Raw genomic sequence first — 13,365 nt, forward strand, 5'->3', positions numbered from 1 at the left:
GCCGATGTGATGTCGCACAGCGCCCAGGTCGGCGGCAGCGTGGTGGTGACGCTCGACGCCGACAACAGCATCACGCTGGCCAACGTCCAGATGAGCTCGCTGACCGCGGACGACTTCCGCTTCGTCTGACGCGGCGGTTCGACACAAAACAAAGGGGAGCGCCCGGCCGGGCGCTCCCTCCTTAGCCTTTCAGGTCTGATGTTCGGGCAGCAACGGGCCGCGCTACCGGCAGCGAGACGCGCGTATCAGCGCTGCGCCAGCACCGGCCCCGGCAACGCCTTGGGATCGACCAGCGACACCCACAGGTTGGGATCGGACGCGCTTTGCCGCGACAGGAAGCGGTAGTCGGTCTCGTACCAGAACAGAATTTCCGGCGACTGATTGTCCAGGATGAACTCGCCGCGGTCGGTGCGCACGGTCAGCACGGCGTGCAGGCTGCCGGTGAGCTTGGGGTCCTCGACCGTGGTGATCAGCAGTGCGCCGACCGGCCAGCCGGCCTGCTCCAGCATCCGCCGCTTCAACAGCACGATGTCCTCGCAGTCGCCGCGGTCGAGCGGCATCGCCCAGCGCTCGGCCTTGCCGTAGCGATCGAGATCGCTGGTCCACTTCACCCGATCGTTGACGAAGGCATTGATGGTAAAAAGCTGCTGAAGCAGGTCGGGCGTCAGCTTGACGTCCTGCTGCGGCTCCGGCGAGGCGCGGCATTCCGCAGGATTCTCCGAGCAGAATTGCAGCCAGCCGCTCGGGGCTTTGGTCACGCTGCCGACCGAGGCGAAGATCACCGGTCGCGCCAGGAAGGCCTGCGCCGGCACTGCCGTGATCAGCAGCGTCAGCACCGGCAGCAGCCGCGCCAGGGTCGAGACCATCGCCGTGCGAGGCCCGTTGGTCTTGTGAACTGTCGCCATAACATTCCCCCACATCCAACCGGGGGAAGTCTCGCAGCGAGAGTTCGAAATACCGCTAAGCCACTCGTTCAACTTGTATCGATCTGGCCGAAAGAGCCTGGGAAACCGGCTCGAGCGATACTTGATGGCCGGTACGGTATCATTTTTGTTATCGAGCGGCGAGTATCGTCCGCCCGCGTATGCGTTCACAGCCGAGATCATGTGGCCGTCATGATGCAGGGTGAAAATGATGCGAATGCGGACTGCGCGCCGCCGCCACGATATGTCGCCGATCGGGGGCGGAACCCTGTTTTGAACCGACGCTCCCTCTCACTGCCGACGGATGATGGACCGCGGATCGCGGCGGTGATCGCCCTCGGCGCCATCGGTGTCACCGCGAGCCTCGCCGCCGAGGCTGGGGTCGCCGGCTGGCTCGGCTCAGGCCTCGCCCTCACGATGCTCGGCATCGCGATCATCGATGCGCGCAGCTTCATCATTCCGAACTGGTTGAATGCTGTGGCGTTCGGGCTCGGCCTGATCGCGGCAGCGGTGACGGCCGCGACGGGTCAGCTCTGGCTGACGTGGTTGGAGGCGGGGGGGCGCGCGGTTGTGCTGGTGCTGCTGTTCGGGGCGCTCCGGGCGGGGTATTTCCGGCTGCGCGGCCGTCACGGCATCGGACTCGGCGACGTCAAGCTCGCCGCCGTGGCGGGCTGCTGGCTGGGGTGGAGCATGATCCCGGTCGCGATCGAGATCGCTGCGCTGTCCGCGCTGGCGGTACAGATGCTGCGCGGCCGGGTGCGGCCGACCACCCGGCTACCGTTCGGCCTGTATCTGGCGCCGTCGATCTGGATCGGCTGGCTGCTGCAGGCGACGGTCTTTCGCGGCTGGTGAATGCCCACCCCGCGCAGATCAGCGGCGCGGCGCCGCCGCCCAATCCAGCGCCTGCCATTGACCCTCGGCGATCTGCCGGCGGTTCATCTTCGAGGCCACCGCGTCGCGCAACCGCAGGTATTTGTCGCGCAGCGGTTTCGGCGCGCTGGCTGCGGCCAGATTGAGCCATTTGTAGGCGGCGACCTCGTCGAGCGGAACGCCGTGGCCCTTGTCGTACATCAGGCCGAGCAGATACTGCGCCGTGCTGTCGCCCTGTTCGGCGGAAAGCCGATACCAGTAGGCGGCGGCGTCATAGGCCTGCGTGACGCCCTGGCCGGTGGCATACATGAAACCCAGCATCGCCTGCGCCCGCCGGTCGCCGCGTTCGGCGAGCGGCGGCAGCAGCGCCGCCGCCCGGACATAGTCGCCGCGCCGGAAGGCGGCGTGCGCCGCCGGATCGGCCGCAGCCGGAGCGGTCGCGGTCAGGATCAGCAGGGATGCGGCGAAGGCGATCGGCAGCGGTCCGGGCATGGGTCACTCGCTCCTCGCGGCCATCACGGAAAGGTTGCCTCAGCGGTATCGCGGCGGCGCCGTCTGCCGCGTTCCGACGGCGCCGATCGTGCCGCGCAGTTTGGTCCGCAGTTCCTCGGCGACGAAGTGCGCGTCGGCGCCGTCGCGAATGATCTGCGGCCGGATGAAGATGATCAGCTCGGTGCGCTTGACGCTGATGTCGGTCTGCGCGAACACGTCGCCCACCCCCGGGATCTGGTCGAGGCCGGGAATGCCGTTGCGGTTGCGATTCTGAGTGTCGCTGATCAGCCCGGCCAGCAGAACGGTCTGGCCGCTCGCGACCGCGACCGAACTCTGCACCTTCCGGGTCGACACCGTCGGCGTCAGCGAATTCGTCGAGGTCGAGGATGACGACGACGAGGTCGACGAACCGCCGACCGGATTGCTGATCTCCTGCTCGATATCCAGCCGCACGTTGCCGTTGGCGTTGATCCGCGGCATCACCCGCAACATGATTCCGGTGCTGCGATAGTCGGTGGTATTGGCGATGGTGTTGCTGCCGGTGAGCACGGTGGCGCTGCCGGTCTGGATCGGGATTTCGTCTCCGACCTGCAGGGTGGCGACCTGATTGTCGATCACCACCAGCGACGGATTGGACAGCACCTTGACGTCGGTCACCGCGTGCAGCGCGCTCAGAATCGCAGTGGGAGTGGTCGACGAGCCGGCCAGGAAGTTGAAGCCGGGAATCGCCCGGCTGAGCACCACGTCGCCGGCGGCGCTGATGAGCGAACTGGCCGCCGAATTCGAAACCGACCCGATGTTCGGCTTCAGTCCGAGATTCTTGCTCGTCAGATAGGCCTGCACGCCGTACTGCAACTGATCGGTGAGAGTGACCTCAGCGATCGTGGCGTCGATCGCCACCTGGAGCTGCGGGTGGTCGATCTGCCGGATGGTGCGCTCGATGATGCTGTACTGTTCCTGGCTGGCGTAAATCAGCAGCGAGTTGTTGACCGTGTCGGGCGTGATCCGGACGCCTTCCATCAGTCCGGCGGCGCCAGCGCGCGTGCCGCTCGTGCCGGCGCCGGCCCGGTCGAACAGACCGCCGCCGCGGTCGAGCAGGCTGGCTGCCTGTGGGGCCGCGGCGCCAGGTGCGGACGACGCGGTGCCGCCGGTGCGGGCGCCGGAAGCGGCGCCGGCCGAACCCGGCTGCGTCACCGACAGCCGGCTCAGCGCAGAGCCGCTCTTGCTCGAACTCGAACTCGAGGCGAAGCCGGAGCCCGGCGCGATCTGGCTGGCGGCGCTGTCGGCCGCCGATGTCCCACCGGCACCGCCGCCGCCGCCGAACAGGTCGTTCAGCACGCGCGCGATCTGTCGGGCGTCGCCGTATTTGATGCGGTAGACGTGGATTCCGGTCCGCCCCGTATCTGCGGTGTCGAGGCGCTGGATCCAGGTTTCGACCTGGCGCAGCAGCGATGTCTTGCGAGTGACGGCAAGGATCGCGTTCATCCGGCTGATGGTCTGAAACTTGACGGCGTCCTGCGCGATGCCGCCTTCGCCTGAATCGATGATCTTCTCGATCTCGGCGATGATCGGCTCTGGATTGCTGTTCTGAACCGGAAAGATTCCGACCGCTTGGCCACGCATCCAGTCGGCGTCGAAACTGGTCACCAGATCGACCGCGTTGCGGCGCTCGCTACCGGTGCCCTGCACCAGGATCAGGTTTCGGACCGGATCGGCCCGGACCATTCCGGGCTTGGTGCCGAAGCTGTCGACCAGCTTCATCAGCGTTTGCGCGGAGACGTGTTGAAGCGGCACGACCGAGAGGCCGTAGCCGGGCTGGGTGCGTTCGGCGTAGTCCGCCGGGCCCGATCCTGCAGCGTCGCCCTGCGGCATCAGGCGGTAGGCCAGATTGTCCCGCACCAGCGCGATCCCTACTACCCGCAGAGCGTTCTCCAGAGCGAACAGGATGTCGGCTTTGGGCACCGGCCGGCCGGACGAGAGGCTGATATTGCCCTGCACCCGGGCGTCGATCACATAGCCGACACCGAGAATGTCGCCGAGCACCACCTTGGCGACCGACGCCACCGGCGTATTCTCGAAGTTCAGTTCGTAGACATCGCCGCCGGCCGACCGAGCGTCAGCAGGGGGCGACGCCGCGGCCGCTTTGGTACCCTCCGAGGTTTCGGCCGGGTAGATGATCGGCTGGCTTCGGCGCCCGGTCGACACTTCGGCCTGCCGGACCTGGGTCGGATAGCGCGGCAGCAGGTCGATCGACCGCACCTTGTCGAAGACGTCCGGCTCTCGGTTGTCCAGAGGTTCGGTGGTGTTGCAGGCCGCCAGCAGCCCGCCCAGCAGCGCGAACGGGAGCAACAGTCCGATCCTGCCTAACACCGGGCCCACGATGTGCCTCACTCGAACGACGCCCGCGCCGCATATCGTGCGGCGGTGGGACCCTGCGAGACTCATAGAGCCGCTGTGTGACAGCAATGTGTGATATGATGCGAGCCGCCTCGACAGTAACGTTGTCCATGATAGTCCGTGCGGCGGGCGACAAGTGGCTTGTCGACGCGGCCAACGGCAGCGGCCCCGGTGCCAGAGGAGCGGATCCTTGGTGCCGCGTTGCCGCGCAATATCATCATGCGCGACGTGGATTGCGACAAAATGGTACACGTCACATTACTTATAGCAAAGGCAGCGTAAAACGCCGGTTCGTTCACGCCGCCGGCTCGGCGCGCGATCCATGGTAGATTTCGATGAGTACGCCGTCCGCTCACGCGTTTGCCGCACATCTCCGCCTGAAGGCGGGGTTGCCGGCAGGGCGTGACGATCCCGAGGCCGGCCAGGCGGAGCCGCTCGCGACAATTCCCGGCCTGCGCGAGCTGTGGGAGGCGAGCGAGCTGTCGGCAGGGGAATTCGCCGACGAGGTGGCGCGGTTCTACGGCATCGGCCGCGTCGCCTTGCCCGACCTGCTCGCCGCACCGCCCCTGGTGCAACGGTTCTCGCGGCGCTTTCTCCGCGAGATGTCGGTGTTTCCGTTCGAACTGCCGGACGGCTCCGCCGCCGTCGCTCTGGCCGATCCCAGCGACAGCGCTTCGCTGCACGCGACCGTGCTGGTGCTCGGCGATGCGGTCACGCCACTGGTGGCGTCTTTCGAGGACATCGGTACTGCGCTGGACCGGCGTCTGGGCGAGGACCAGCCAGCCGCCGACACGCCGGCCGCGACCATCGCGGCGCACGACGACGACATCGACAATCTGCGCGACCTCGCCAGCGGTGCGCCGGTGGTCAGGGCGGTCAACGATCTGTTCGAGACCGCGGTCGAGTTGCGTGCCAGCGACATCCATATCGAGCCGGCGCGGAACTCACTGGTGGTGCGGATGCGGATCGACGGTCTGCTGCGGCCGGTGCAGAGTTTGTCCGGTGCTCCGCCGCAGGCCGTGATCTCGCGCATCAAGATTCTGGCAGGCCTGAACATCGCGGAGCGCAGGCTGCCGCAGGACGGCGCAGCGCGGATCCGGTCGGCGCGGTCGGAGATCGATATGCGCGTCGCGATCATGCCGACCCAGCATGGCGAATCCGCCGTGATCCGTCTGCTGCCCAAAGATCGCGGCCTGCTCTCGATCGAAAAGCTCGGCTTCCTGGCGCACGACGAGGCGAAACTGCGGCGCCTGTTGACGCTGCCACACGGCATGATCGTGGTGACCGGCCCGACCGGAAGCGGCAAGACCACCACGCTGGCGACCGTCCTGTCGCTCCTCAATGAGCCGACCCGCAAGATCCTGACCATCGAGGATCCGGTCGAATACGAGATCCCGGGAATCTGCCAGTCGCAGGCCAAACCGTCGATCGGTTTGACTTTCGCCACTGCGCTACGCGCTTTCGTCCGCCAGGACCCGGACGTCATCATGGTCGGCGAAGTACGTGACGCGGAAACCGCCCATATCGCCGTCCATGCCGCGCTGACAGGCCATCTGGTGCTGACGACGCTGCACACCGAAACGGCCGCGGCCGCAGTGCCTCGACTGCTCGATCTCGGCATCGAGGCGTTCCTGCTGCGGTCCACGCTGCGCGGCGTCGTCGCTCAGCGGCTGGTGCGGCAGCTCTGCGACCGCTGCAAATCGTCGCGGCCGCTCACCCGAGCCGATCTCGATGCCGATCCCCGCTACGAGGCGGTCGGGCTGGCAGCCGGCGAGACCATCTTCGAGCCGGTCGGATGCGAGCGTTGCGGCGGCACCGGCTATCGCGGACGCAACGGCGTGTTCGAGATCCTGGAGATCGACGAGGAGGTCCGCCACCTGGTCGATTCCGAAGCGGACTGGGCGTCGATCGACAAGGTCGCCATCCGCAACGGAATGACGACGATGATCGATGACGGGCTCGCCAAGTGCAGAGCCGGCATCACCTCCGCGGCGGAAATCCTGCGGGTCACCACTGTCAGGTAGCGCATGACCAACTTCCGCTATCGGGCACTGACCGCCAAGGGGGACGTCGTCTCCGGATCGATTGCCGCCGCCAGCACGGCCGATGTGCTGCAGCGCATCGAATATCTCGGGCTGGTCGCCATTGATGCCAGTCCGGAGACGACGAAACAGGGCGTTTCGCTGTCGCTGGGGGCGCTGTCCGGTCCGCGCCCGGAAGACGTCACCGTCTTCACCCGCGACCTCGCCTTGCTGATGAAGGCGGGCGCGCGCCTCAACGACGCCCTCGAACTGCTGGCCAGCGACATGGACGTCGGGCGGCTCCGCCCCGTGGTGCTCAAGATCCGAACCGCAATCCTGTCCGGCGAGAGCTTCGCCGATGCGCTCGGCCGGCATGCGCCGCTGTTTCCTCCGATGTACCTCGCCTTGATCAAGGTCGGCGAGATGTCCGGCACGCTCGACCACATTCTCGAGACGCTCGGTAACGAGCGCGGCCGCGCCGAAGCGATGCGGCGAAAGGTGACGGACGCGTTGCAGTATCCCGCCTTCGTGCTGCTGGCGGCGGTCGGCGTGCTCGGGTTTTTCGTCACCTTCGTGCTGCCGCAGTTCTCCGCGGTTCTGCGCGACTTCAACGCAAAGACCGATCCGATCATCGAGGTCTTCATGGCGCTGTCGGATCTGCTGCGCGACCATGGCGTCGAGGTCGGTTCGGCAGTGCTGGCCGCCGCGCTCGGCGGATGGCTGCTGTGGCGGCAGCCGGGCGTGAGGGCCGCCACCATCGTACAGCTGGCGCGGCTTCCGCTGGTGTCGTCGGTCGTCGAGTTTCACCGCACCGCATTGTTCTGCCGCAACCTCGGCATTCTGCTGGGCAGCGGCGTCAATCTGACGGCGACCCTCCGTATCCTCGTCGACATCATGGCGGTGACCGGAAATCTCCCGGTCTGGACCGCGATGGCGGACCGGGTCCGGCACGGCGGCAAGCTGTCGGATGCGCTGGCCAAGGCCGCGGTGCTGCCCGGTGTCGCGGTGCGGATGCTGCGGCTCGGCGAGGAGACCGGGCAGCTTCCTGTGCTGTCGGCGCGGGTCGCGGACTTCTACGAAGTGAAACTGCAACGTCAGCTCGATCGCATCGTCGGCGTGATCGGCCCCGCCGCGATCGTCACGATCAGCGTGGTGGTCGGCGGTCTGATCGTGTCGGTGATGACCGCGCTGCTGTCCGTCACGCAGGTGGTGGGCTGAGACAATGGAGGCGCCGATGAAGATGATCCGGAAACAACAGCAAAGCCGACGCGCGGCCGTCCGCCTCGCGCGGGACGGGGAAGCCGGATTCACGCTGGTGGAGATGCTGGTGGTCATCACCATCATCGGCATGATCATGGCGCTCGTCGGGCCGAGGGTGCTGAACTATCTGACGGAGTCCCGCGTCAAGGCCGCCAAGATCCAGATCCAGAGCTTCTCCAGCGCGCTCGATCTGTTCTACCTCGACGCCGGCCGCTATCCGACCTCCGCCGAAGGATTGTCGGCGCTGGTGCAGCGGGTCAGCGGCGTGTCCGCGTGGAACGGGCCGTACATCAAGGGAAACACCATTCCCAACGATCCCTGGGGCAACGCCTATGTGTACCGACAGCCGGGAGAGCACGGTCCCTACGATATCCGCTCGTTCGGTTCCGACGGGCAGGAGGGCGGGACCGGAACGGCCGCCGATCTCGCCTCCGCCCAGGACTGAGCGCGACGGCGGGGAGGCGGGATTCACACTGCTCGAGATCGTCTGCGTGCTCGCGATCGTGGGATTGCTCGCCGCGATCGTGCTGCCTCGCGTTCCGGTGTCGACGTCGCGGGCACGGCTGGAGGCTTATGCGGTGGAGATCGCAACGTTGCTGAAGGCGGATCGCAACGCCGCCATCATGAGGCAAGGAACGGTGGCCGCGGAGGTCGACGCGCCGTCGCGAACGGTGAGCTCCGGCGCCAGCGATCGGGTGATACGCGTTCCGGACGACGTGACGATGGAGGCGCTGCTGCCGCGACAATGCAACGGACGGCTGGCGCTGTCGGCGATCAGCTTCTTCGCCACCGGCATGTCGTGCGGCGGGGCGATCCGTTTGATGCACCCGAGCGGCGGGTTCGAAGTGCGGGTCAATTGGCTGACCGGAGGGATCGACATTGTCGGGCGCAGCCTCTGATCGCAATGGCGAGCGCGGCTTCACCATGATCGAAGCGGTGGTGGCGCTGGCGCTGGTGATGGTCGTGCTCGGCGCGATCGGCTCGGTCGTTGCGACCAATGTAAGGGGCGTATCGAAGCTCGAGCAGCGCGTCGGTCTGGTCGACGCCGCGCGCCTGGTGATCAGCGGCATGCCGCGGGGCGAAGCGGTCGGCGGGCGCCGCGGAGAGATCCTCGGCCATCGCTGGCAGATCGCGAGCTCGCCGTTCGTCGGCGGAGCCGGCGTCGCCGGTTCGCGTTTCGTGCCGGAGCGCGTCGAGGTGCGGCTGCAATCACCGTCCGGTGCGATGCTGTCGCTCGAGACCGTCCGGCTCCGAACCAGGGACGGCGAGTGATGGTTCGGCGTGCGCGGCGGAGCGATGCGGGGTTCACGCTGTTCGAAGCGCTGGTCGGCGTGGCGCTGATGGGCTTGATCCTCGCTGCGCTCGGCGCCGTTACGGCGCAATGGTTGCCGGGCTGGAATCGCGGGCTGCTCCGCGTTCAGCGCAACGAACAACTGGCGGTCGCGCTGGACCGGCTGTCGGCGGATCTCGCCGCCGCCGAGTACGTCGCCGCCAGACGCAACGATCGAACGCCGCTGTTCGAGGGCGACGACGGCGCGGTGATCTTCGTGCGCCCGGCGCTCGGGCCGAATACGGCGCCGGGTCTCGAATTCGTTCGGGTCTCGGAGCGCAGCGATGCCACCGGAACCATGCTGGTGCGGATGCGCGCGCCGTTCGTGCTGCTGCCGATCGGCGATCTGGCGCTCGATCGGATTCCGTTCGCCGATCCGGTGGTGCTGCTACGTGCGCCGTATCGGCTGACGTTTTCCTATCGGGCCGAAACCGGCGGCTGGAAGTCCTCCTGGCGCAACCAGGGCAGGTTGCCGAGCGGAGTCAGATTCAGCATCAGCGACGACCGCGACGATCACGGCGTCGTCGTGGCATCGGCGACGCGGCTGCACGCCGATATGATGGCGCCGCTATCGGAGCCGCCCAGCCAGGACGCGTCGCCGCCGGCCGGCGCAGCATCGGGAGCGAAGTAGCATGCCCGGGGTGGCCCGAGTTCATGCGATACGCCGCCGGGGACGGGACGGCTTCATCGTCGTGGCCGTGCTGTGGCTGCTGGCGGCGCTGGCGGCACTCGCGGTGACCGCGTCGCACTACATGGCGCAGTCGGCGACTGCATTGAGCCTCGGCGGCACCACGCTGCAATCGGATCTGCTGATCGATGCGGGGCTGGAGCTGGCCGCCTATCAGCTGTCGATTCCGGCAGGTGGGGGGCGTCCGAGCCGCGGCGGCTTTCGTTTCAATCTCGCGCGGTCGGCGATCGATGTCGAATTCATCGCGGAGTCGGCGCGGATCAACCTGAACCTGGCGCCGAAGGCTCTGATCGCCGGCCTGTTCGTCGCGCTGGGAACGCCGGCCAGCGCGGCCGAGCGCTACGCCGACCGCGTCATCGGCTGGCGCAGCCCGCCGCGCTCGACCGGCGTCGACGAGGAAGACGCGCTCTATGCCTCCATGGGCTATCCGCCGCGGCGCGGAGCGTTCAACACCACCGACGAACTCTGGCTGGTGGCCGGCCTGCCTCCGGCCCTGATCGAGCGGACGCTGCCGTTCGTCACCGTCTACAGTGAGATGGCGGAGGTGAATATTCTCGATGCACCGCCGGAAGTGATTGCCGCGCTGCCTGGAGTGACGCCGCTGCTGCTCGATGCGCTCATCACGCGCCGCGACTCCGGCCCGGTGGACCCGCAGTTCCTGTTCGGGATGCTGGGGGAAAAGCGGGCGGGCGCGACGTTGAACAGCAGCAACGCCTATCGCGTCCGCGTCCGGGTCGCCGCCGGCCGACGCCAGAGAATTGCCGAAGCGGCGATCCTGATCTCCGGCTTCGGTGACCAGAACCCGTACCGCGTCATGTCGTGGCGGGAGATCGATCCGGCCACCGGACAGCCTGCGGAACCGGGGAAGGCGCGATGAGCATGCTGGAAACGATTGCGGCCAGTTTCTTCGCCTGGATCGATGCGGTGGTAATCGGCCTCGCTGCGCTGGCGCGCAGGATCAGGCCGGTTCGGCGGATTTGCGTGGCCGAGCAGGAAGACGGAAGTTTCATGATGAGCATGGCGGATCCGGCAACGCGCGGCGGCAAGCGCCGCGATGCGCCCGCGGCTCGCCAACTCCAAATCATCGGGGCGACGTTCAACGAGCCGCTGCCGGCGGAGTGGACCAAGCTGATGCGCGGCAGTGAAGTCGAGCTGATGATGCGCTCGTCCCGCTTCCTGTTCCGCCCGCTCGAACTGCCGAACCGGGCCACCGAATTCCTCGAGGGCATCGTTCGCGCGCAGATCGACCGGCTGACGCCGTGGAGCGCGAGCGATGCAGCGTTTCGATGGACGCGCCCGCGCCCGATCGCCGGCGAGCGCATCGCAATCACCATTGCGGTGGCTCCGCGGAGCGCGTTCGATGCGTTGGCGCAGATCTTCGCCGATCTGGGCGCGGCGGCCGTCGCGATCACGACCGAGACGCCGGACGGACAACGCGTCGCGGTTCACGACGCCAAGGCCGCGGCCGACGCCGCTCGCGGCAACCGCTTGCGCGTCGCCGTGCTCGGCATCTGTGCGATCTCGGCGCTGGCGACGATCGCCTCCTCGGTGGCGGCGACCATCCTGGTCGATCAGCTCGGGGCGCAGGAACGGCAGATCCATCGCAGGATCGCGGAGCGGCGAGCCATCCTGCGCGGCGATGTCGGATCGCCCGGCGGCTCGGCGTTGGAGCTGCTTGAACAGCGCAAGCAGAACACGCCCGCCAGCGTGATGGTGATCGAGGCGCTGGCCGCCGTCCTGCCCGACCACACCTACGCGACCGAACTACGCATCGACGGCGACAAGGTGCAGGTGGCCGGCGTGACTCGCGATGCGCCGTCGTTGATCCAGCTCCTGGAACAGTCGCCGAGTTTTGCCCGGGCGGCGTTCTTCGCGCCGACGACGCGCGCTGCCAACGAGACCGGCGAGCGGTTTCACGTCGAAGCCAGGATCAATCCCTATTTCGGGACCGCGCCATGACGATGATCGATCGGCTCAAAGCGAAGCTCGCGCGATATCCTTATCTGGCCGTGCTGCTGTTCACTGCCGTCGTCGCGATGTGCGCGCTCGCCACCGCCGGCAACGTTCTGGACATTCTGCAGAGGCGGGACGCCGTGATCGCGGCGTCGTCGATCCTCGAGAGGTTGGAAGCGCGGCGGCCTCCGCCACAGGCGGCGACCGCCGATGTCGGTGTTCCCCGGGGCTCCTCTTTCGTCGAGGGACCGAGCGCGTCGGTCGCCGCCGCAGCGCTGCTTCAGCGCCTCACCGGTGCGATCCGCCGCCTGCGCGGCAATATCCTGTCGTCGCAGGTCGATCTGCAGGGGCCTCAGGCGAAAGCCGGCTTCCTGATGGCCTCGGCGAGTTTCGAGCTCGAGCAGGTCGCTCTGCAGCCGCTGCTCTACGACCTCGAGGCCGGGATGCCGTTCTTGTTCGTGGAGCAATTGGTCGTGCAGGCGCCGCAGGGGGTCTCGGAGGGCGGCAAGCTGAAGGGGACGATCTCGGTGTCGGGCAAATGGCGGGGTAGCAAATGAGGGTCTCGGCCGGGATCGGTTGGCTGGCGGCACCGCTGCTGGTGCTGTTCGGTTCGGTGGCGCTGGCCGCGGTGCCGCCGGCGGTCGCCGACCCGCGCGACGACACGGCCGCCAGGCCGCTGCCGACCCGCAGCCGGGCCGCCGCTCCGGCGCCGTCCCAGGTCCCGGCCGCGCGGACGAGCGGCAATCCTCTGTGGGCCGTTCCGCTGCGCAAGCTGAACGCCTCGGTGGCGCGTCCGCTGTTTGCGCCGACACGCCGGCCGCCGGCCGCAGTCGAAACGAAAGCCGACAAACCCCCGCCGCCGCCGCCGCCGAAACCGCGCGAGAAGGAACGCCCCCATTTGATGCTGCTCGGCACGGTCGCCATGGACCCTTCGTCCGGCATCGGCCTGTTCGTCGACCGTGGCGACAAATCCGTGGTCCGGCTGCGCACCGGCGACGATCACAACGGCTGGGTGCTGCGGAGCGTTGCGCCGCGGCAGGTCGTCCTCGAAAAGGGCGACGAGAAAATCGTGCTCAGCCTGCCGCCGCCGGAAGCCGCGGGGCCGCCGGGGCCTGCACTGCCCGCGAGCGCCCCGGTCGCTGCGTTCAAACCCAATCCCCCCGCGCCGGTTGCGGCTCCCGTCGGCGGCGCGCCATCAGCGACGGCACTTCCGGTTCCGCCGGCCGCAGCTCCCGGCGGCCCGCCGCCGGCTCCATCGGGAAATCCGTTCAGTGGCATGGTGCAGCACTGGATGAATCGGATTTCGGGGCAGCCCGGCGCCGGTGCGGCGAAGCCTTGAGTCATGTTACGATAGTAACGTTATCGTTCTCATTGACATCGATCTGACATGAAGCTGTCAGTTAATAACAGGTAAACTTCTCCCGCAAGTTG

Annotated in this window: 14 protein-coding genes; 11 read left to right on the plus strand and 3 right to left on the minus strand. The window is 67.5% G+C overall.

Going from position 1 to position 13,365, the window contains the following annotated elements; all coding sequences use genetic code 11:
* Positions 1 to 245: 245 nt before the first annotated feature.
* On the minus strand, positions 246 to 905 hold the full coding sequence (locus DWA33_RS09885; protein ID WP_244601242.1) for a transglutaminase-like cysteine peptidase: 660 nt from the start codon (positions 903 to 905) through the stop codon (positions 246 to 248).
* Between the two features lie 210 nt (positions 906 to 1,115).
* On the opposite strand from DWA33_RS09885, the gene DWA33_RS09890 reads away from it, so the two are divergent.
* The gene (locus tag DWA33_RS09890; protein ID WP_244601253.1) at positions 1,116 to 1,775 is read left to right on the plus strand and encodes a prepilin peptidase; all 660 of its coding nucleotides are present in this window, start codon (positions 1,116 to 1,118) and stop codon (positions 1,773 to 1,775) included.
* An 18-nt stretch (positions 1,776 to 1,793) separates the two neighbouring features.
* On the opposite strand, the gene DWA33_RS09895 is transcribed toward DWA33_RS09890, so the two are convergent.
* A complete protein-coding gene (locus tag DWA33_RS09895; RefSeq protein WP_114357931.1) occupies positions 1,794 to 2,285 on the minus strand; it encodes a tetratricopeptide repeat protein in 492 nt (163 codons plus the stop codon).
* Positions 2,286 to 2,324: 39 nt separating this feature from the next.
* Positions 2,325 to 4,730 (minus strand): type II secretion system secretin GspD, encoded by a 2,406-nt coding sequence (gene gspD / locus DWA33_RS09900; RefSeq protein ID WP_114357932.1) that lies wholly within the window; start codon positions 4,728 to 4,730, stop codon positions 2,325 to 2,327.
* A 287-nt stretch (positions 4,731 to 5,017) separates the two neighbouring features.
* On the opposite strand from gspD, the gene DWA33_RS09905 reads away from it, so the two are divergent.
* The 10 genes from DWA33_RS09905 to DWA33_RS09950 are packed head-to-tail and all read left to right on the plus strand — an operon-like array spanning position 5,018 to position 13,273.
* Complete coding sequence (locus DWA33_RS09905; protein WP_114357933.1) at positions 5,018 to 6,706, plus strand: GspE/PulE family protein; 1,689 nt, start codon at positions 5,018 to 5,020, stop codon at positions 6,704 to 6,706.
* Between the two features lie 3 nt (positions 6,707 to 6,709).
* Positions 6,710 to 7,921 carry a type II secretion system F family protein gene (locus tag DWA33_RS09910; RefSeq protein WP_114357934.1) on the plus strand — a complete coding sequence of 404 codons (1,212 nt, stop codon included), beginning with the start codon at positions 6,710 to 6,712 and terminating at the stop codon, positions 7,919 to 7,921.
* 16 nt (positions 7,922 to 7,937) lie between these two features.
* Positions 7,938 to 8,408, plus strand: coding sequence for a type II secretion system major pseudopilin GspG (gspG, locus tag DWA33_RS09915; RefSeq protein ID WP_244601244.1), 471 nt, complete (start codon positions 7,938 to 7,940; stop codon positions 8,406 to 8,408).
* A 37-nt stretch (positions 8,409 to 8,445) separates the two neighbouring features.
* A complete protein-coding gene (locus tag DWA33_RS09920; protein WP_244601254.1) occupies positions 8,446 to 8,862 on the plus strand; it encodes a type II secretion system protein GspH in 417 nt (138 codons plus the stop codon).
* Positions 8,843 to 9,235 (plus strand): prepilin-type N-terminal cleavage/methylation domain-containing protein, encoded by a 393-nt coding sequence (locus tag DWA33_RS09925; protein ID WP_244601245.1) that lies wholly within the window; start codon positions 8,843 to 8,845, stop codon positions 9,233 to 9,235. Before DWA33_RS09920 ends, DWA33_RS09925 begins: the two co-directional genes overlap by 20 nt.
* Positions 9,235 to 9,924 carry a prepilin-type N-terminal cleavage/methylation domain-containing protein gene (locus DWA33_RS09930; protein WP_114357936.1) on the plus strand — a complete coding sequence of 230 codons (690 nt, stop codon included), beginning with the start codon at positions 9,235 to 9,237 and terminating at the stop codon, positions 9,922 to 9,924. The genes DWA33_RS09925 and DWA33_RS09930 overlap by 1 nt, the downstream gene beginning before the upstream one ends.
* 1 nt (position 9,925) lies before the next feature.
* Entirely contained in the window at positions 9,926 to 10,858 is a 933-nt protein-coding gene (locus DWA33_RS09935; RefSeq protein ID WP_114357937.1) for a type II secretion system minor pseudopilin, read from the plus strand.
* Complete coding sequence (locus tag DWA33_RS09940; RefSeq protein WP_114357938.1) at positions 10,855 to 11,940, plus strand: PilN domain-containing protein; 1,086 nt, start codon at positions 10,855 to 10,857, stop codon at positions 11,938 to 11,940. The genes DWA33_RS09935 and DWA33_RS09940 overlap by 4 nt, the downstream gene beginning before the upstream one ends.
* Positions 11,941 to 11,942: 2 nt before the next feature.
* Positions 11,943 to 12,491, plus strand: a complete 549-nt coding sequence (gene gspM, locus DWA33_RS09945) for a type II secretion system protein GspM (RefSeq protein ID WP_167443173.1) — start codon at positions 11,943 to 11,945, stop codon at positions 12,489 to 12,491.
* Entirely contained in the window at positions 12,488 to 13,273 is a 786-nt protein-coding gene (locus DWA33_RS09950) for a hypothetical protein (RefSeq protein WP_114357940.1), read from the plus strand. The genes gspM and DWA33_RS09950 overlap by 4 nt, the downstream gene beginning before the upstream one ends.
* The last annotated feature ends 92 nt before the right edge of the window (positions 13,274 to 13,365 follow it).

The organism is Rhodopseudomonas pentothenatexigens (genome assembly GCF_900218015.1).
GTDB lineage: Bacteria > Pseudomonadota > Alphaproteobacteria > Rhizobiales > Xanthobacteraceae > Rhodopseudomonas > Rhodopseudomonas pentothenatexigens.

Coding starts and splice junctions, on each gene's coding strand:
- gspG (WP_244601244.1), top strand. CDS start 7,938: ATGAAGATGATCCGGAAACAACAGCAAAGCCGACGCGCGGCCGTCCGC.
- DWA33_RS09885 (WP_244601242.1), bottom strand. CDS start 905: ATGGCGACAGTTCACAAGACCAACGGGCCTCGCACGGCGATGGTCTCG.
- DWA33_RS09905 (WP_114357933.1), top strand. CDS start 5,018: ATGAGTACGCCGTCCGCTCACGCGTTTGCCGCACATCTCCGCCTGAAG.
- DWA33_RS09940 (WP_114357938.1), top strand. CDS start 10,855: ATGAGCATGCTGGAAACGATTGCGGCCAGTTTCTTCGCCTGGATCGAT.
- DWA33_RS09930 (WP_114357936.1), top strand. CDS start 9,235: ATGGTTCGGCGTGCGCGGCGGAGCGATGCGGGGTTCACGCTGTTCGAA.
- DWA33_RS09935 (WP_114357937.1), top strand. CDS start 9,926: ATGCCCGGGGTGGCCCGAGTTCATGCGATACGCCGCCGGGGACGGGAC.
- DWA33_RS09895 (WP_114357931.1), bottom strand. CDS start 2,285: ATGCCCGGACCGCTGCCGATCGCCTTCGCCGCATCCCTGCTGATCCTG.
- DWA33_RS09950 (WP_114357940.1), top strand. CDS start 12,488: ATGAGGGTCTCGGCCGGGATCGGTTGGCTGGCGGCACCGCTGCTGGTG.
- gspM (WP_167443173.1), top strand. CDS start 11,943: ATGATCGATCGGCTCAAAGCGAAGCTCGCGCGATATCCTTATCTGGCC.
- DWA33_RS09890 (WP_244601253.1), top strand. CDS start 1,116: ATGATGCAGGGTGAAAATGATGCGAATGCGGACTGCGCGCCGCCGCCA.
- gspD (WP_114357932.1), bottom strand. CDS start 4,730: ATGAGTCTCGCAGGGTCCCACCGCCGCACGATATGCGGCGCGGGCGTC.
- DWA33_RS09910 (WP_114357934.1), top strand. CDS start 6,710: ATGACCAACTTCCGCTATCGGGCACTGACCGCCAAGGGGGACGTCGTC.